Raw genomic sequence first — 17,340 nt, forward strand, 5'->3', positions numbered from 1 at the left:
GCCGACCACCGGAGCGGGACCCCACGGCGCCACTGCACGCCCGCCTGCGTGGCGCTGCGGGGGCCTGCCCGGGCGCGGTGGCGGAGCCTGCGTGTGCCGGTGCCGTACCCCGGTGCTGGTGCCGGTACCGGAGTACGGCGACTCATGGCCCGTCCCGGGGGGTCGGGGCGGCGCGGGCCCCACCACATGCCCCCGCGTGGCGCGGCGGGGGCCTGCCGGGCGCGGTGGCGGAGCCTGCGCGTGCCAGTGCCGGTGCCGGTACCGGAGTCCCGGGACTCACCGTTCGTCCCGAGGGCGTCGGGGCGGCGCCGGGGGTGGGGGCGGAGGCGGCGGAGGGCCCTCGCCCCAGGGCCGGGGCGGGGGCCGTTCTCCCGGCCGCCGCGGGCGTCGCGGCGTTCCCGGTGGCTCCAGCGGTCCCGCCACCGTAGGGGCGCCGTACACGTCGTCGTCGTCGGAAAGGGGATCCGCCCTGCCGTCCTCGCGGCCCGCCTCGGCGCCGTACCGCCCGGGACCGTCGCCCCGCCGGACCACGCCACTGCCTCCTTGGTGCGCCTGCCCATGGCCCGGGCCTGCGGGCGGCTGTGCTCCCGACGCCGTGTGCCCGGGGCCCGGCGGCGGCCCCGCGTCGCGCCTCGCCGGAGCCGCTCCCGCCGGACGGGCGTCCTCGGGCTCTCCCGGGGGTCCTCCCGCGCCCGGCGCCGGGCCGGTCCCGGACCACGGCCCCTCCCGCGACCGCAGGTAGGGGTTGGCGTCCGGCCCGGGCCGCGGCCGGTGCGGCGTACCCGGCCGGTACGGCCCGGCGGACGAGCCCGCATACGCCGCACCGCCCGCGACCGCGCTCCCCGTCACCGCCCCCGGCACCGCCTCGGCACTGCGTGCCAAGTCCGACGCCCCCGCCCCGGCCGCCCCGCTCACCCGCGCCAGCAGCGCCCCCGCGGCCCCCGCGCCCGCGCCCCAGGCGGCGCCCAGCAGCAGGGCCGCGCCGAGATGTCCGCGCAGGTCGATGCCCGCCCCGAAGGCGTCGATGCCGAGCACCGACAGGGACGCGTCCACGGACACGTCCGTGAGCCGTGCCCACAGGGGCAGCGCCACCGCGGTGGCGACGCCCAGCCGCAGCGCACAGCGCCCGGCGAAGACGAGGGCACGTGCGTCGGCGGGCCCGACCGGTGTCCGTACCGCCGTGAGCACCCCGGCCAGCAGCATCAGCAGTGCCGCCGCCACCCCCAGCAGCCACATCCGCCCGTCCAGCTCCGCCAGCCGTCCCAGCGTGACCGGCTCCTGGGCGCCGGAGCCGAGCAGGTCGTCCAGGGGAGCCGGGAGTACCCCGGCCAGCGCACCGGTGGCCCGCCCGTCCCACGGCACGAACAGGCCGAGCGGGACGCCGAGCCAGACCCCGTTCGGCGCGCCCAGCAGCGCGGCCCCCGCGATCCGCCGGGGATGATCGTCGCCGACCGCCGCCCAGGCCGCCGCCGCAAGGCCGGCGGCCACCGCCGTCAGCGCCACCGTGACCAGGGCGGACACGGCCGGCCGCACCACCCGGTGCAGGGCCTCGCACCCGCGCGGCAGAGGAGTGCGGCGCGAGGCCAGCAACGCGATCAGCAGCACCCCGGCGGACCAGACGAGACCGCCCAGCAACGTCGGCGCGGTGTCCACCGTGAACCCGACGGCGGCCTGGGCGTCCACGAGGTCACCAACCCGGTCGGGCAGCAGCCCGCCGATGTCGCCCACGTCGCCGAGCCCGGGAATCTCCAGCCCGCCGCCACCGCCGTCACCCCCGCCGGGCAGGTCGTCCAGCCCGAGCGAGGCGCCGTCGATCGTGACGACGTCGTGACCCGCCCAGGCCAGTCCACCCGTCATCGCCACGAACAGCGCGACCACCGCGCCCACGCGCGCGACGAGTTCGGCGGGAGCGACGACAACTCCGGCCGCCCGCAGGGACCGCAGGAAGAAGAACGACAGGAACAGCGCCCCGACCAGGCCCACTCCCAGTGGCGTGATCTCGATGGCCGTGTGCGCCTCGGCCCCTTTCAGACCGAACGAGGACACATCACCGGCCGGTGTGACCGAACCACCCGCCCCGAGCGCCACGACCGCCGCGGTCATCGGCCCGAGCGAGCCCGCCGCGTCCGCGTCCAGCAGATGGAGGCCGAGCGCCGCCGTACCGGCCATGCCGATCAACGCCCAGCTCACGGAGGCGATCGCGGACAGCAGTACGTCGCCCCACGGCACACCGGTGCCGTACCCCTTGGTTCCGACGCTCGTGGACGCGCTCATGGCAGACCCCCCGATCCGCTGCGCGGTCAGGTTGCCGCGCATGTCCCCCTCGCGTGGAATACCACTCTCCGGGCAGGTTTCAACCCCGTCAACGGGAACGGCCGAGGGTGCCTACGCACTTTTCACAAGGCCCGACTTTCGGTCAGGGCCCCGAGCCTGAAATAGTTCCCCCCGATGTTCGACATCCCTAGACTCCCCGCGACGGGAGCACATCGGGGGACAACTCAGTGGGGCATGGAGTGCCGGAACTCGTACTGGAATCCAATGGACGGACCTGGACGCTCGATCCGTCCCGGTCATACGCGCTAGGACGCGATCCGCAGGGGGAGCTTGTTTTCGACGACGCCAGGGTCTCCTGGCGGCATGCCACGATCAGTTTCAACGGCCGCAGTTGGGTGGTCGACGATCACGGCAGCACCAACGGCACGTTCGTGCACGGGCAGCGGGTCCAGCAGATGGAGCTCGGCGCCGGCGCGGTGCTGAACCTGGGCAACGCGACCGACGGACCGCGCGTGAGCCTGACCGGCGCCCAGGCCCCGGCCGGCACGCCGCAGGCCCAGCCGCAGCCGCAGCAGCAGCCGTACGCCGCGCAGGGCGCGAACGCGGGCTGGGCCCAGCAGGCACCGCCCGCGCAGGACCCGTTCCAGCAGCAGGCACCGCCTCAGCAGGCACCGCAGCACCAGGCCCAACAGGCCCAGCAGGCCGGCTGGCAGCAGCAACAACCACCGCAGCAGGCAGCGCCGCAGCCGCAGCAGGCCGCGCCGCACTTTCCCCAGCAGCACGGACCAGGCGGCGCGGCGGGGGCGCCACCGGTCCACGGGGACCGCAGCCCGACCACGTTCCACCAGTTCTCGCTCGGCCGCGTCATGCGCATCGGCCGTGCCCTGGAGAACGACCTGGTCGTCTCCGACCTCCAGGTCTCCCGCAACCACGCGGAGTTCCACTCGACGCCCGACGGGCGCATGGAGATCCGCGACCTCGGCTCGCACAACGGCACGTACGTCAACGGCCAGCCGATCGCCAAGGGCGGCTCCCAGCTGCTCGGTCCGACCGACATCGTCGGCGTCGGCCACTCGACGTTCCAGATCGTCGGCGACCGGCTCGAGGAGTTCGTCGACACCGGTGAGGTGTCCTTCTCCGCCCGCCACCTGACCGTCACGGTCGACGGCGGCAAGCAGATCCTCAAGGACGTCTCCTTCGGCGTGCCCGAGAAGTCGCTGATCGCGGTCATCGGCCCGTCGGGCTCCGGCAAGTCGACCCTGCTCAAGGCGCTCACCGGCTACCGGCCCGCCGACCAGGGCGAGGTCCTCTACGACAACCGGAACCTGTACAAGCAGTTCGCCGAGCTGCGCCAGCGCATCGGTCTGGTCCCGCAGGACGACATCCTGCACAAGGAGCTGACCGTCAAGAAGGCCCTCAAGTACGCGGCGAAGCTCCGCTTCCCGGCCGACACCACGGCCGCCGAGCGCGACGCCCGGATAGACGAGGTGCTGCGCGAGCTGAAGCTGGACATCCACAAGGACAAGAAGGTCACGTCCCTGTCCGGCGGCCAGCGCAAGCGCGTGTCCGTCGCCCTGGAGCTGCTCACCAAGCCGTCGCTGATCTTCCTGGACGAGCCGACCTCCGGCCTCGACCCGGGCATGGACCGCGACGTCATGCAGCTGCTGCGCGGCCTCGCGGACGACGGCCGCACCGTCCTCGTCGTCACCCACTCGGTGGCCGAGCTGGCGACCTGCGACAAGCTGCTCGTGATGGCGCCGGGCGGTTCCGTGGCCTACTTCGGCCCGCCCGAGGAGGCGCTGAACTTCTTCGGCTACGACACCTGGGCCGACGTCTTCTCCGCCTTCGAGAACTACCGCGACTACGACTGGGCGGGCCGCTGGAAGGGCTCGCAGCACTACCAGATGTACGCCGCGGACCTGGACGCCGTCGCGCCGCAGTCCGTACAGGTGCCGCCGATGCAGGCGATGCGGCCGCCGAAGCCGCAGGGCTGGATGTCGCAGTTCGTCACGCTGGTACGGCGCTACACGTCGGTGATCGCCTCCGACAAGGGCTTCCTGGCCCTGATGGTGATCCTGCCGGCCGTGCTGGGCGCGGTGAGCCTGCTCATCGACGCGGACAAGGGCCTGCTGCCCAACCCCGCGAACCAGCAGACCGGCCGGATCATCCCGAACGGCACCGCCACCACGGTCCTGCTGATCCTCGCGGTCGGCGCCTGCTTCGCCGGTGCCGCGAACTCGGTCCGTGAGCTGATCAAGGAACGGGTGATCTACGAGCGGGAACGCGCGACGGGCCTGTCCCGGTCCGCGTACCTGATGTCCAAGGTCTTCGTGCTCGGCCTGATCACGGTGTTCCAGGGCCTGCTGGTCGGCGTGATCGGCTTCGTCAACCGCGAGATCCCGAAGGAGGGGCTGGTCCTCGGCGGGATGACACTCGTCGAGCTGTCCCTGCCGATCATGGCCCTCGGCTTCACCTCGATGATGTTCGGCCTGGTCATCTCGTCGCTGGTGAAGACCGCCGAGAAGACCATGCCGCTGCTGGTGATGTTCGCGATCATCCAGGTCGTCTTCACCGGCTGCCTCTTCGCGCTGAACGACGCGGTCGGCGTCAACCAGTTCTCGTACCTGATGCCCTCGCGCTGGGCGGTCGCCGCGGCCGGTGCCACGCTGGACTTCAACAAGGTCAGCCCGCCCGAGAAGGGCGCCGAGGCCGATCCGCTGTGGGAGCACACCGTGGGCGCCTGGGGCCTGGACATGGCCGCGCTGATCGTCCTCGGCGTGATCTGCGGGTTCTTCGTCGCCCGCTTCCTGCGCCGGCACGAGCCCGAGGTCATGCGCAAGTAGGCCGAGGTCCGGCGGGCCCGCAGGCCCGGCCCGCACGCCCCGAAGGGCGGCACCCCGTCAGGAGGGTGCCGCCCTTCGGCGTACGGTGCGGCGTCGGCGACGTCGTGAAGAGGTCCGCGCCGACCTCAGTACGCGCTGTCGACGTTGTCCATGGTGCCGTACTTGTCCGCGGCGTAGTTGCACGCGGCGACGATGTTGGCGACCGGGTCGTAGATGTTCTTCGAGGTGCCGGGCACGTGGTAGGCCGCGAACGTCGGCGGGATGACCTGGAGCAGGCCCTTCGACGGGATGCCGTTGATGGCGTTGATGTCCCAGTCGTTGATGGCCTTCGGGTTGCCGGAGGACTCCCGCATGATGTTGCGGTGGATGCCCTCGTAGGTACCGGGGATGCCGTGCTTCTTCATGATGGCGCGGGCCTCGCGGATCCAGCCGTCGAGGTTGTCCGGGTAGGACTTCGCGACCTTCTTGACCTCGGTGCGCTGGGCGGACCGGCTGGTGGTCTCCTTGGCCGCACGCTTGGCGGTGGCCTTCTTGGCGGCGGCCTTCTTCTCGGCGGTGGCCTTCTTGGCGGCCGCCTCCTGCTTGGCCTCGATGGCGGCGACCTTCTGGCTCGCGCCGGCGAGCTGGCCGGTGACACCGGCGTGCACGTCCTGGATCTGCTTGGTGCTGTACGCCACCTTGGCCGTCGGAGCGGCCTCGCTCGTGGTCGTCGTCTGGCCGCTGGCCGGGACGGCGGTGAGGGCGACGGCGGCGGCGCCGAGCGCGCCGACACCGGAGATCGCGGCCTTCTGGGTGCGGTTCAGGGAACGACTGCGACCACGGGGAAGGATGTTCTTGAGCATGGCGGGATAGACCTCTTCGGATAGCGCGGAGGTCGCTCTCGTCCGGTGGGGACAGTTGGTGCTTCCGGCACAAACGCCGCGGGGGAGAACCCACGGCGCTGAGCGACGAGAGCAATTCTTAGCGGCCGCAAAATCCGGAGGCAAAGGTGTGACGTACGATCCGAGATAGTGGATCAGGGAACGACAAAGCGGGGCAGATTGGACCATCTGCCCCGCTCAAAACGGACGAGTCCTTCTCCTACTCCCCTTCGTACGTGACGTGCGCCCTATGCGCGGGCTCACATCGACCCCCCGTCAATCTCACTACTAGTTGCTGAAGCAATGCAATGTGTGAGTGGGTTCGCGGCGCCCTCCTACGGCAGGAGGAGATGGACGTCCCCGAACTCGTGCCACAGGTAGCGCCCCCGCACCGCCGCCTCGTACCCGCGGTCGATCGCCGCCCGCCCCGCCACCGCCTCCAGCATCAGCAGATGCGAGGCCTCGGGCTCGTGCAGCCCCGTCAGCAGGCCCTCCACCACCCGCACCCCGCGCTCCGGCGTCACCACCAGATCCGTCCACCCGGCCCGCGCCCGTACCACCCCGTCGGCCCCGGCCGCCGACTCCACCGCCCGCACGGCCGTCGTCCCCACCGCCACCACCCGCCCGTCACCGGCCCGCGCGGCGTTGATCAGCCGCGCCGACGCCCGAGGCACCGCGAACCGCTCCGGGTACGGCGGCTCGTGCGACTCGGCCGAGGCCACCCCCGTGTGCAGCGTCACCGGCGCGAACTGCACCCCGCGGCTCACCAGCTCCGCCACCAGCCGCGCCGTGAAGGGCCGCGCCGCGCTCGGCATCTCCGCGCTGCCCGCCCCGTCCGCGTACGGCAGCGCGAACACCGTCTGGTAGACGGACAACGGCTGATCCCGCTCCGTATAGGAGTAGCGAATGGGCCGCCCGTGCTCCCGCAGCAGCGCGGGCACCTGCGCCCCCGACAGCCTCGCCCACCACAGCCGCTCCCCGCGCGCGCTCAGCGGCTCGTCCAGCACCAGCCGCGCACCGCCCGGCAACCGCACCCTCGTCCCCGCCGGGCCACCGCAGCCGCGCCCTGCCACTCCCTCTTCCTCCGCACGCGCGCGCGTGCGGAGGAACATCGCGTCCGCTGCCTCCGTACGCGCGCGCGTGGTGCCCCTGCCGTCCGGCTCCCGCAGCTCCACCGCCCACCGGCCGTCGTCCCCCCGCGTGGAGAAGTGCACCACCACGCGCGTGTGCCCGACCCGGCCGTCCACGGCGGCGGCCAGCGTGGGGGAGGTGTTGACCACCAGCAGATCACCGGCCCGGAGCAGCCCGGGCAGCTCCGCGAACCCGTGGTGCGACACCTCGGTGCCGCGCGACACCAGCAGCCGTACGCCGTCCCGGTCGAGCCCCGGCTCCCGCTGCTCGACCGGCACCCGGGCCGACAGCTCCGGTGGGACCCGTACCGCCAGCGCCGACATCAGCGCGCCTCCAGCAGCGCCGGAGCCCCGTAGCGCCCGCTCGCCGGACGCTCGTCCAGCAGCCGCAGCAGCGCCGGCACCACACTCGCCGGATCCGGCCGCGGGTCCTCGTCGTCCGGCACGGCCGCCGCGTACAGATCCGTGGCCATGTCCCCCGGATCCACCGCCCAGACCCGCAGCCCCGGCTCCTCGGCACCCAGCACCGCCGCCAGCTGGTCCAGGGCCGCCTTGGACGCCCCGTAGCCGCCCCACGTCTCGTACGCCTCGGCGGCCGCGTCCGAGCTGATCGTGACGACCGTGCCCGCGGCGGCCGCCCGCAGCAGCGGCAGCGCCTCACGGACGAGGCCCAGCGCGGCCACCACGTTCACCTCAAGGGCCCGCCGCAGCCCCTCCAGGGGCAGCTCCGCCAGCCGCACCAGCGGCTCGGCACCCAGCGCGCTCGCGTTGCTGACCAGCAGGTCCACGCCGCCCAGCCGCCGGGCCTCCGCCACCAGCCCCGTCCGGTGCCAGGAGTCGGTGACGTCGCCGGGCAACGCCGTCACGCGCGTGCCGTACGCCTCCAGCGCCGTCGCCGTCTCCTTGAGCACCTCGGCATTCCTGGCGTCGAGCACCAGGTCCCACCCCCGCGCCGCCAGGGCCTCGGCGAGCGCCCGGCCCAGTCCCTTGGACGCCCCCGTGATGATCGCAACCGGCATGACACCCGTCCCCTTCGTCGCGTCTCCGCCGTCCGTCCGGCCGGCGTGATCCTCAACCTAGGAACCGGCCCCCGCCCCTCGCCTCGGGCACGCGCCCCAACCGCCCAGGGCCCTTCGCCCTAGGCCCGACGGACGGGACCTCGGACCTAGGCCCACCGGCCCAGGCGACGCCCGTCACCGGGCCGATCCACGCCGGCACCCCCCGCGGGTACCGTGAGGACATGAGCCACGGCCCCCGGTCCGGCCTCACCGCGGTGAGTTCCGCGCTGCTGGCCATGAGCAGGCACCTCGAGGTGCGCGACGTCCTCAAGACGATCGTCGCCTCGGCCCGCGAGCTGCTCGACGCGCAGTACGCCGCCCTCGGCGTCCCCGACGACCACGGCGGCTTCGCCCAGTTCGTGGTCGACGGCGTCAGCGACGAGCAGTGGAAGGCCATCGGCCCGCTGCCGCGCCAGCACGGCATCCTCGCCGCGATGCTCCACGAGGCCACCCCCGAGCGCCTCGGCGACGTCCGCAAGGACCCCCGCTTCGGGGGCTGGCCCTCCGCCCACCCCGACCTGGTCGACTTCCTCGGCCTGCCGATCCGCGACGGCGACGAGGTCCTCGGGGCGCTGTTCCTCGCGAACAAGCTGCGTCCTGTGGAGGGACACCCCCCACAGCCCCCGTGCCCCGAACCGACGGGCACCTGCGGCTTCACCCAGGACGACGAGGAACTGCTCGGCATCCTCGCCCAGCACGCCGCGATCGCCCTCACCAACGCGCGCCTGTACGAGCGCAGCCGCGAGCTGACCATCGCCGAGGAGCGCAGCCGCCTCGCCCACGAGCTGCACGACGCGGTCAGTCAGAAGCTGTTCTCGCTGCGTCTGACCGCGCAGGCCGCCACCGCCCTGGTCGACCGCGACCCCGCGCGGGCCAAGGGGGAGCTGCACCAGGTCGCCTCCCTCGCCGCCGAGGCCGCCGACGAACTGCGCGCCGCCGTCGTCGAGCTGCGCCCCGCCGCGCTGGAGGAGGACGGCCTCGTCGCCACCCTGCGCACCCAGATCCAGGTCCTCGACCGCGCCCACGCCGCGCGCGTCACCTTCACCGGCCGCGGGGTCAAGGCCCTGCCGGCCGCCCAGGAGGAGGCGATGCTGCGCGTGGCCCAGGAGGCCCTGCACAACGCCCTGCGCCACTCCGGCGCGGAGCGCGTCGAGGTGACCCTGCACCGGCGGGGCACCGGAACCGTCCTGCGGATCACCGACGACGGCGGCGGTTTCGACCCGCGCACGGTACGCCGCGCCGGACGCCACCTCGGCCTGGTCTCGATGCGCGACCGGGCGAGCGGCACCGGCGGCCGGCTGACCGTGCGGTCCGCGCCCGGCGAGGGCACCACGATCGAGATGGAGGTTCCCGGTGGCTGACGCGATCAAGGTGCTGCTCGTCGACGACCACCAGGTGGTCCGCCGGGGACTGCGCACCTTCCTGGAGGTGCAGGACGACATCGAGGTGGTCGGCGAGGCCGCGGACGGCGCCGAGGGGGTCGACCGCGCCCAGGAGCTGACGCCCGACGTGATCCTCATGGACGTCAAGATGCCGGGCATGGACGGCGTCGACGCGCTGCGCCGGCTCCGGGAGCTGGACAACCACGCGCGCGTGCTGGTCGTCACCAGCTTCACCGAGCAGCGCACCGTGGTCCCGGCCCTGCGGGCGGGCGCGGCCGGGTACGTCTACAAGGACGTCGACCCCGACGCGCTGGCCGGCGCCATCCGCTCCGTCCACGCCGGGCACATCCTGCTCCAGCCGGAGGTCGCGGGTGCCCTCCTGAGCCAGGAGGAGAGCAGCTCCGGGCCGGGCCGGGGCGGGTCCCTGACGGAACGGGAGCGCGAGGTGCTGGGCCTGATAGCGGACGGCCGCTCCAACCGGGAGATCGCGCGGGCGCTGGTCCTCTCGGAGAAGACGGTGAAGACCCACGTCTCGAACATCCTGATGAAACTCGACCTGGCGGACCGCACCCAGGCCGCCCTGTGGGCCGTACGCCACGGCATGACCGGCTGACCCGGTACGCGGCGACGCGCCGGAGGGTTCCCCTCCGGTCGGAGATTCATACCGTCGTGGGAATGTCCCCCATATGGCGCATCCTTCGAGGGGTCCGGCCGTTCTTCAGTGCGCACCGCGGCGCCTGCCACGGTGATCGCAAGGAGGGCTTGTAAGTGAAGAACCTGAAGAAGGCAGCGGCCGTGACGATGGTGGCCGGCGGTCTGATCGCCGCCGGTGCGGGCATGGCCTCCGCCACCGACGGCGGCTCCCACGCCCACGGCGAGGCCATCGGCTCCCCGGGCGTCGCCTCCGGCAACCTGATCCAGGCGCCGATCCACATCCCGGTCAACGCCGTCGGCAACAGCGTCAACGTCATCGGCGTCCTGAACCCGGCCTTCGGCAACCTGGGCGTCAACCACTGACGCAGGCCACCCCTCACCCGTGCCGCCCCAGCAGCGGGCAGTCGCGTGCCGCCCCCAGCAGCGGGCAGTCGTGCCGCTGGGGCGGCACGGGTGGGCGCTGCGGCACCTCGTCAGCGCCGAGCAGCGCACCTCCGGCCCGCGCCCCCACTCACGCCGGGCACCCGCCGAGAGACGGCGCCGTCACCGTCCCCGCTCCACCACAACCGAGTTGTACGCAGCCACCTGCGCCCGCCGAGCCACCCGCTCCACCGGCCTGAGCGCCTCCCCACGCGCGGCCATCTCGGACGCGCTCACCGCGCCCCCGTGCCCGTTCTCGGACGCCAGCGACACCAGCATCCCCACCCGCTGCGCCAACTCCAGCACCCGCACCGCCCGCGGCGGATACCCCGGCGCCAGCACCTCCCGCCCGCGCTCCGCCCGCGCCCGGTACGCCGCGACCGCCGCCTCCGCCACCGGCCCCGACCCGGCGACGTCCAGCCGCGTCAGCACCTCCGTCGCGTCCCGCAGCGCCTCCGCCAGCTCCCGCTCCGCCTCCCCGAGCGAGGGCACGTCCGCCGGCGGCGCCTCCCGCACCGGCAGGCAGTGCCACACCACCTCGACGTGCACATCACCCTCGGGCCCCGCCTCGTACACCTCCGGCACCAGCCCCAGCGCGGCCCCCTCGCAGATCACCGCCTCCTCGGCCTCCAGCGCCCGCGCGTTGAACTCCGGAGGCCCGCTCAGCCCCAGCGGATGCCCCGGCGCGGGCAGCGCGATCCGCAGCCCGACCGCGCCGAGCGCCCGCAGCCGCCCCAACGCCAGCGTGAGACCGACCGGAGCGTCTTCACCCGGCAGCCCCTCCACCCGGTGCACGGCGTCCTCGCCCACGATCGCGACCGCGGCGTCGTCCGGCGAGACCATGTGGGCAATAAGGGCATTTCCCCAGGCGGCAAAGCGCCCTGCGCGTGGTTCCGAGAGCATGCCCCCACCCTAAGGACCGGACCGATGGAACGGTTACGCCGACCGGTGGCGTAGATTTCCTGGAGGGGCCTGCGCCCACCGGCGCCGCGGCCCGAGTCACAGGTGTACGCGACAGCCGAGACCGGCCACAATGCAAGGGGAGACAACGCGCTCATGAGCGATGTTCTGGAGCTTCAGGACGTATCCGTGGTCCGCGAGGGCCGGGCTCTGGTGGACCAGGTCTCCTGGTCGGTCAAGGAGGGCGAGCGCTGGGTCATCCTCGGCCCCAACGGCGCCGGCAAGACCACCCTCCTCAATGTCGCGTCCAGCTACCTCTACCCGAGCACCGGCACCGCCAGCATCCTCGGCGAGACGCTCGGCAAGCCCGGCACCGACGTCTTCGAACTGCGCCCGCGTATCGGCGTCGCCGGCATCGCCATGGCCGACAAGCTGCCCAAGCGTCAGACCGTCCTGCAAACCGTGCTGACCGCCGCCTACGGCATGACCGCCGGCTGGCAGGAGGAGTACGAGGACGTCGACGAGCAGCGCGCCCGCGCCTTCCTCGACCGCCTCGGCATGACCGAGTACCTGGACCGCAGGTTCGGCACCCTCTCCGAGGGCGAGCGCAAGCGCACCCTGATCGCCCGCGCCCTGATGACCGACCCCGAGCTGCTCCTCCTCGACGAGCCCGCCGCCGGCCTCGACCTCGGCGGCCGCGAGGACCTCGTCCGCCGCCTCGGCCGTCTCGCCCGCGACCCCATCGCACCCTCGATGATCATGGTGACCCACCACGTCGAGGAGATCGCCCCCGGCTTCACCCACGTCCTGATGATCCGTCAGGGCAAGGTCCTGGCCGCCGGCCCGCTGGAGCTCGAACTCACCTCCCGCAACCTGTCCCTGTGCTTCGGACTCCCGCTCGTCGTCGAGCAGGCAGGCGACCGGTGGACCGCGAAGGGGCTCCCGCTCTCCTGACCCGCCCCCACGTGCGCCCTGTCCCCGGCATGCCCAACGGACCTACCATGACAGCGTGAACGACATCGACGCATGGGTGTGGTGGCTCGTCGCCGCGGCAGCGCTCGGAATCCCGCTCGTCGTGACCGCGATGCCGGAGTTCGGGATGTTCGCCGTCGGCGCGGTCGCCGCCGCCGTCGCCTCCGGACTGGGTGCGGACCTCGTCTTCCAGGTACTCGTCTTCGTCATCGTCTCGGTCGCCCTCATCGCCGTCGTAGGGCCCATCGCCGCCCGACACCGCTCCCAACAGCCCCAACTGGCCACGGGAGTGGACGCCCTGAGGGGCAGACAGGCCGTCGTGCTGGAGCGGGTGGACGGCTCGGGCGGCCGGATCAAACTGGCCGGGGAGGTCTGGTCGGCACGCGCCCTGGACACCGGGCGCGCCTTCGAACCCGGTGAGGAAGTGGACGTCGTGGAGATCGACGGGGCCACGGCCGTCATCATGTGACCCGGCCAGGCACAACTGGCCCGAACGCACCCCGAGGCATGCGACGGTCTGTCAGACTCGACCAGCAAGATCCTCAACAGCCGTAAGATCAGCAGTAGTCAGGGTCGGCCAGGTCAACAGGACCTGCTCGACAAGATCTGGTCAATAGGATCTGCCGGAGCGCCGAGGCGGAGAAGGGGACGGACACCCACGATGGAACCGGTCATCATCGTCCTGATCATCCTGGTGGTGTTGGTCTTCATCGCCCTGATCAAGACCATCCAGGTCATTCCACAGGCCAGCGCCGCCATCGTCGAGCGCTTCGGCCGCTACACGCGGACACTCAACGCGGGCCTCAACATCGTGGTCCCGTTCATCGACACCATCCGCAACCGCATCGACCTGCGCGAACAGGTCGTCCCCTTCCCGCCGCAGCCGGTCATCACCCAGGACAACCTGGTCGTCAACATCGACACCGTCATCTACTACCAGGTGACCGACGCCCGCGCCGCGACCTACGAGGTCGCCAGCTACATCCAGGCCATCGAGCAGCTCACCGTCACCACCCTGCGCAACATCATCGGCGGCATGGACCTGGAGCGGACCCTGACCTCCCGCGAGGAGATCAACGCGGCCCTGCGCGGCGTCCTCGACGAGGCCACCGGCAAGTGGGGCATCCGCGTCAACCGCGTCGAGCTCAAGGCCATCGAACCGCCCACCTCCATCCAGGACTCGATGGAGAAGCAGATGCGCGCCGACCGCGACAAGCGCGCCGCGATCCTCCAGGCCGAAGGTGTCCGGCAGTCCGAGATCCTGCGCGCCGAGGGTGAGAAGCAGTCCCAGATCCTGCGCGCCGAAGGTGAGGCCAAGGCGGCCGCCCTGCGCGCCGAGGGCGAGGCCCAGGCCGTCCGCACGGTCTTCGAGGCCATCCACGCCGGCGACCCGGACCAGAAGCTGCTCTCCTACCAGTACCTCCAGATGCTCCCGAAGATCGCCGAGGGCGACGCCAACAAGCTCTGGATCGTCCCCAGCGAAATCGGCGACGCCCTCAAGGGGCTCTCCGGCGCCATGGGCAACCTCGGCGGCCTGGGCGGCGGCTCGGGAAGCGGCAACGGCGGCGCGAGCGTCCCGGCCCAGGAACGCCGCGAGAAGCCGTCGATCGACTGACGGCACTCACTGGATGCCGGGCGACCGGCACACCCCGCGAGGGGCGCGGGGCCGTATCGACGTGCGGCTCCGCCGCGTGGGCGCGACCAGCCGCGAACGGCCCGCACTCGGGGCGGAAAACCCAGGCCCCGAGGACGCAGCCGTCACGCGGCGTCCAGAACCAACCACTCCGGCAGCGCGGCGAAGTCGTCCCGGGCCAGCGCCAGCAGCATCGCGTCCGCGGGCGTCGGCTCGAACGGCTTCCGAAGCAACGGCATCCCCGCCTGCTCCGGCGTCCGGTTCGCCTTGCGGTGATTGTCCTCCGCGCACGAGGCCACCGTGTTCAGCCACGTGTCCTGCCCGCCGTGCGAGCGCGGCACCACGTGGTCGACGGTCGTCGCGCGCCGCCCGCAGTACGCGCACCGGTGCCGGTCCCGGACCAACACCCCCCGCCTCGACCATGGGGCGCGTCTTCGGAACGGCACCCGTACGTATTGGCAGAGCCTGATCACCCGTGGCGCGGGTATGTCGAGCGCGGCTCCGCGCATCCGCAGCGAGGGGTGGGCCTGCTCGACGACGGCCTTGTCCTGGAGCACCAGAACGACGGCTCGGTTCAACGTCACCGTCGACAACGGCTCGAAGCTCGCGTTCAGCACCAACGTGTCCCGCATACCAGCCCACCTCCCGTGCGCACCGGCCCACCCCCTGGCGGGCTGGGATCAACTCTGGCCGGGCACGCCGAGATGGACAACGCAATATAAAGATGCCCGCCCCTGATCCATTCCAAGACCAGGGGCGGGCAAACGTTCCATGAACGCTCAGCTGGGTCAGCTGTCGGCGGGCACCTCGTACTCACCGATGAGGTGGGCCCGCGCGAGGGTGTGGAAGCGCAGGTTGAAGCCGACGAAGGCGGGGGTGCCGTCCGCGTCCGGCCCGAGCTTCTCCTGATCCACCGCGTACACCGTGAACACGTACCGGTGCGGGCCGTCCCCGGCCGGCGGCGCGGCTCCGCCGAAGTCCTTGCTGCCGTAGTCGTTGCGCGCCTGCACGGCCCCCTCGGGCAGCCCCTCGAACGAGCCGCTGCCCGCCCCCGCCGGCAGCTCGGTCACCGAGGCCGGGATGTCGAACACCACCCAGTGCCAGAAGCCGCTGCCCGTCGGGGCGTCCGGGTCGTAGCACGTCACGGCGAAGCTCTTGGTCTCGGCCGGGAAGCCCTCCCACCGCAGGTGCGGGGAGGTGTTGCCGGCCGCGTGGACCTGGTCGTCCTTGAGCGTCCCGCCCTTCGGGACGTCCTCACTCGTGACGGTGAACGACGGCACGGGCGGATGGAAGTCATGGGGGAGCGGACGCCGCTTCAGCTCGGTCACCTCGGTACCTCCTGAATGGTCTGGTGCAGAGATGACCGAGCCTAGATCTTCTAGAACCAGTTGCGCTTGCTGCCGACCTCCGACAGCCACTGGTTCAGGTACGCCGTCCAGTCGGTGCCCTGGTAGTCGTTCAGCCCGACCTTGAAGGAACGGAACGTGTCGCTGCCCTCGCTGAACAGCCCGGGCTTCTTGTCCATCTCCAGGACGACGTCCATCGCCTGCGCGTCGGCCACGAAGCTCAGCTCGACCTGGTTCAGCCCGCGGTACTGCTGCGGCGGGAAGAACTCGATCTCCTGGTAGAAGGGCAGCTGCTGGCGCGTACCCCGGATGTGACCGCGCTCCATGTCCGCGCTCTTGAAGCGGAAGCCCAGGCCGATGAACGCGTCCAGGATCGCCTTCTGCGCCGGCAGCGGATGCACGTTGATCGCGTCCAGGTCACCGGAGTCCACGGCGCGCGCGATCTCCAGCTCCGTGGTGACGCCGATGTTCATCCCGCGCAGCGACTGCCCGTCGATCATGGTGATCGGCGTCTCCCACGGGATCTCGAGCCCGAAGGGCACCGCGTGCACCACGCCGGCCTTGAGCTGGAAGGCGCCACCGAGCCGCACCTTGGTGAACTCGACGTCCTGCTTGTACTCCTGGTCGCCGTTCTCCACCTCGACCTTGGCCTGGAGCCCGACCGACAGGCCCTCGATCTCCTGGTCGACGGACCCTCCCTGGATCCGCACCTCGCCCTGGACGACACCCCCCGGAACGACGTTGACCTCGTGCAGCTCGGTCTCGACCGAGGCCCCGCCGGCCCCCAGGCTCGCGAGCAGCTTCTTGAACGCCATGTCTCTCCCTCTCCAGGCTTACGTGTGGATCCTCGATCCCTACAAACGCGATCCGGGCGTGGCCGGTTCCGCGCCCCACACCCTGGCAAGGCGCACGCTCCCTGACCACCCCGCGCACGGCCCCGGCTGCGTTACGCTCGGACGGCATGATCGCGAGCCCTGACCGTACGCCCCTGCCCAGGGATTTCTTCGACCGCCCCGTTCTCGAGGTGGCCCCCGACCTCCTGGGCCGCATCCTGGTGCGCACCACCCCGGACGGTCCGATCGCCCTCCGCCTGACGGAGGTGGAGGCCTACGACGGTCAGAACGACCCCGGCTCGCACGCCTACCGCGGTCGCACCCCCCGCAACGACGTGATGTTCGGTCCCCCCGGACACGTGTACGTCTACTTCACCTACGGCATGTGGTTCTGCATGAACCTGGTGTGCGGCCCCGAGGGCAGGTCGAGCGCGGTCCTGCTGCGCGCCGGCGAGATCATCGAGGGAGCCGAGCTGGCGCGGACCCGCCGGCTCTCCGCCCGCAATGACAAGGAACTGGCCAAAGGCCCGGCCCGCCTCGCCACCGCCCTGGGCGTGGACCGCGCCCTGAACGGCACGGACGCGTGCACGGCCCAGGACACCCCGCTGCGCATCCTGACCGGCGACCCCGTACCCGGTGACCAGGTACGCAACGGTCCCCGGACCGGAGTGGCCGGCGAAGGCGGCGTGCACCCCTGGCGCTACTGGGTCGCCGACGACCCGACGGTCAGCCCGTACCGGGCCCATGTCCCTAGGAAGCGCCGAAGTTGACTCTCCTTTGGCAGACGCGTAACGTAGCCCGAGCCGCTTGACCCGGGTACGGCAATCGCCTGCAGCCGGAAGCGGCCAACCCACTACCTACGACTTCCCTCAGCGGGAGCGAATTCGGCATGTCCGCATGCCTGAATTCAAACTCGCGGGACTCGATTATGAGTCCACGGAAAGATCGGCTAACGTAGTGAATGTCGAAAGGCCGACGAGCGAAAGCACGAAGGCGATCGGCAAATCCCGCCGACAGGGAATCGGATCGAAAAGG

The 17,340-nt window shown here is 71.9% G+C and carries 16 protein-coding genes; 8 read left to right on the top strand and 8 right to left on the bottom strand.

The window, feature by feature from the left end; genetic code table 11:
* Nucleotides 1–276: 276 nt before the first annotated feature.
* Complete coding sequence (locus B9W62_RS30090; protein ID WP_179235742.1) at nucleotides 277–2,274, bottom strand: streptophobe family protein; 1,998 nt, start codon at nucleotides 2,272–2,274, stop codon at nucleotides 277–279.
* A gap of 239 nt (nucleotides 2,275–2,513) precedes the next feature.
* On the opposite strand from B9W62_RS30090, the gene B9W62_RS30095 reads away from it, so the two are divergent.
* Entirely contained in the window at nucleotides 2,514–5,117 is a 2,604-nt protein-coding gene (locus tag B9W62_RS30095; protein WP_179235743.1) for an ABC transporter ATP-binding protein/permease, read from the top strand.
* A gap of 125 nt (nucleotides 5,118–5,242) precedes the next feature.
* Here B9W62_RS30095 and B9W62_RS30100 read toward each other — a convergent pair whose 3' ends face one another.
* From B9W62_RS30100 to B9W62_RS30110, 3 genes are all read right to left on the bottom strand, one after another.
* Nucleotides 5,243–5,959, bottom strand: a complete 717-nt coding sequence (locus B9W62_RS30100; protein WP_087810096.1) for a transglycosylase SLT domain-containing protein — start codon at nucleotides 5,957–5,959, stop codon at nucleotides 5,243–5,245.
* Between the two features lie 353 nt (nucleotides 5,960–6,312).
* Nucleotides 6,313–7,431, bottom strand: a complete 1,119-nt coding sequence (locus B9W62_RS30105; protein WP_087810097.1) for an S-adenosylmethionine:tRNA ribosyltransferase-isomerase — start codon at nucleotides 7,429–7,431, stop codon at nucleotides 6,313–6,315.
* Entirely contained in the window at nucleotides 7,431–8,126 is a 696-nt protein-coding gene (locus B9W62_RS30110; RefSeq protein WP_087810098.1) for an SDR family NAD(P)-dependent oxidoreductase, read from the bottom strand. Before B9W62_RS30110 ends, B9W62_RS30105 begins: the two co-directional genes overlap by 1 nt.
* Before the next feature lie 221 nt (nucleotides 8,127–8,347).
* Here B9W62_RS30110 and B9W62_RS30115 point away from each other — a divergent pair, with 221 nt between their 5' ends.
* From B9W62_RS30115 to chpE, 3 genes are all read left to right on the top strand, one after another.
* On the top strand, nucleotides 8,348–9,526 hold the full coding sequence (locus tag B9W62_RS30115; protein ID WP_087810099.1) for a GAF domain-containing sensor histidine kinase: 1,179 nt from the start codon (nucleotides 8,348–8,350) through the stop codon (nucleotides 9,524–9,526).
* Nucleotides 9,519–10,160, top strand: coding sequence for a response regulator (locus B9W62_RS30120; protein WP_087810100.1), 642 nt, complete (start codon nucleotides 9,519–9,521; stop codon nucleotides 10,158–10,160). Before B9W62_RS30115 ends, B9W62_RS30120 begins: the two co-directional genes overlap by 8 nt.
* 155 nt (nucleotides 10,161–10,315) lie before the next feature.
* The gene (gene chpE / locus B9W62_RS30125) at nucleotides 10,316–10,564 is read left to right on the top strand and encodes a chaplin ChpE (RefSeq protein ID WP_087810101.1); all 249 of its coding nucleotides are present in this window, start codon (nucleotides 10,316–10,318) and stop codon (nucleotides 10,562–10,564) included.
* Nucleotides 10,565–10,744: 180 nt separating this feature from the next.
* On the opposite strand, the gene B9W62_RS30130 is transcribed toward chpE, so the two are convergent.
* A complete protein-coding gene (locus tag B9W62_RS30130) occupies nucleotides 10,745–11,524 on the bottom strand; it encodes a hypothetical protein (RefSeq protein WP_087810102.1) in 780 nt (259 codons plus the stop codon).
* A gap of 153 nt (nucleotides 11,525–11,677) precedes the next feature.
* Here B9W62_RS30130 and B9W62_RS30135 point away from each other — a divergent pair, with 153 nt between their 5' ends.
* The 3 genes from B9W62_RS30135 (at nucleotide 11,678) to B9W62_RS30145 (ending at nucleotide 14,108) form a co-directional block, all read left to right on the top strand.
* Nucleotides 11,678–12,475, top strand: coding sequence for an ABC transporter ATP-binding protein (locus tag B9W62_RS30135; RefSeq protein WP_087810103.1), 798 nt, complete (start codon nucleotides 11,678–11,680; stop codon nucleotides 12,473–12,475).
* Nucleotides 12,476–12,530: 55 nt separating this feature from the next.
* Nucleotides 12,531–12,962 carry an NfeD family protein gene (locus B9W62_RS30140; protein ID WP_087810104.1) on the top strand — a complete coding sequence of 144 codons (432 nt, stop codon included), beginning with the start codon at nucleotides 12,531–12,533 and terminating at the stop codon, nucleotides 12,960–12,962.
* 192 nt (nucleotides 12,963–13,154) lie between these two features.
* Nucleotides 13,155–14,108 (top strand): SPFH domain-containing protein, encoded by a 954-nt coding sequence (locus tag B9W62_RS30145; protein ID WP_087791681.1) that lies wholly within the window; start codon nucleotides 13,155–13,157, stop codon nucleotides 14,106–14,108.
* Nucleotides 14,109–14,251: 143 nt separating this feature from the next.
* On the opposite strand, the gene B9W62_RS30150 is transcribed toward B9W62_RS30145, so the two are convergent.
* The 3 genes from B9W62_RS30150 to B9W62_RS30160 all read right to left on the bottom strand — a co-directional run bounded on the left by B9W62_RS30150 (nucleotide 14,252) and on the right by B9W62_RS30160 (nucleotide 16,287).
* Complete coding sequence (locus B9W62_RS30150) at nucleotides 14,252–14,758, bottom strand: HNH endonuclease (protein WP_003977027.1); 507 nt, start codon at nucleotides 14,756–14,758, stop codon at nucleotides 14,252–14,254.
* A 156-nt stretch (nucleotides 14,759–14,914) separates the two neighbouring features.
* Complete coding sequence (locus B9W62_RS30155) at nucleotides 14,915–15,454, bottom strand: YbhB/YbcL family Raf kinase inhibitor-like protein (RefSeq protein ID WP_087810105.1); 540 nt, start codon at nucleotides 15,452–15,454, stop codon at nucleotides 14,915–14,917.
* Nucleotides 15,455–15,504: 50 nt separating this feature from the next.
* Nucleotides 15,505–16,287 carry a sporulation protein gene (locus B9W62_RS30160; protein WP_087810106.1) on the bottom strand — a complete coding sequence of 261 codons (783 nt, stop codon included), beginning with the start codon at nucleotides 16,285–16,287 and terminating at the stop codon, nucleotides 15,505–15,507.
* 146 nt (nucleotides 16,288–16,433) lie between these two features.
* On the opposite strand from B9W62_RS30160, the gene B9W62_RS30165 reads away from it, so the two are divergent.
* The gene (locus B9W62_RS30165; RefSeq protein WP_087810107.1) at nucleotides 16,434–17,075 is read left to right on the top strand and encodes a DNA-3-methyladenine glycosylase; all 642 of its coding nucleotides are present in this window, start codon (nucleotides 16,434–16,436) and stop codon (nucleotides 17,073–17,075) included.
* Nucleotides 17,076–17,340 lie beyond the last annotated feature (265 nt).

Source organism: Streptomyces sp. CS113, assembly GCF_002188365.1.
In the GTDB taxonomy this organism is placed as follows: domain Bacteria; phylum Actinomycetota; class Actinomycetes; order Streptomycetales; family Streptomycetaceae; genus Streptomyces; species Streptomyces tendae.

Bases quoted from the DNA above. Each gene is read 5' to 3' on its own strand.
- B9W62_RS30090 (WP_179235742.1), bottom strand. From the start codon at position 2,274: ATGAGCGCGTCCACGAGCGTCGGAACCAAGGGGTACGGCACCGGTGTG.
- B9W62_RS30100 (WP_087810096.1), bottom strand. From the start codon at position 5,959: ATGCTCAAGAACATCCTTCCCCGTGGTCGCAGTCGTTCCCTGAACCGC.
- B9W62_RS30105 (WP_087810097.1), bottom strand. From the start codon at position 7,431: ATGTCGGCGCTGGCGGTACGGGTCCCACCGGAGCTGTCGGCCCGGGTG.
- B9W62_RS30110 (WP_087810098.1), bottom strand. From the start codon at position 8,126: ATGCCGGTTGCGATCATCACGGGGGCGTCCAAGGGACTGGGCCGGGCG.
- B9W62_RS30115 (WP_087810099.1), top strand. From the start codon at position 8,348: ATGAGCCACGGCCCCCGGTCCGGCCTCACCGCGGTGAGTTCCGCGCTG.
- B9W62_RS30130 (WP_087810102.1), bottom strand. From the start codon at position 11,524: ATGCTCTCGGAACCACGCGCAGGGCGCTTTGCCGCCTGGGGAAATGCC.
- B9W62_RS30135 (WP_087810103.1), top strand. From the start codon at position 11,678: ATGAGCGATGTTCTGGAGCTTCAGGACGTATCCGTGGTCCGCGAGGGC.
- B9W62_RS30145 (WP_087791681.1), top strand. From the start codon at position 13,155: ATGGAACCGGTCATCATCGTCCTGATCATCCTGGTGGTGTTGGTCTTC.
- B9W62_RS30150 (WP_003977027.1), bottom strand. From the start codon at position 14,758: ATGCGGGACACGTTGGTGCTGAACGCGAGCTTCGAGCCGTTGTCGACG.
- B9W62_RS30160 (WP_087810106.1), bottom strand. From the start codon at position 16,287: ATGGCGTTCAAGAAGCTGCTCGCGAGCCTGGGGGCCGGCGGGGCCTCG.
- B9W62_RS30165 (WP_087810107.1), top strand. From the start codon at position 16,434: ATGATCGCGAGCCCTGACCGTACGCCCCTGCCCAGGGATTTCTTCGAC.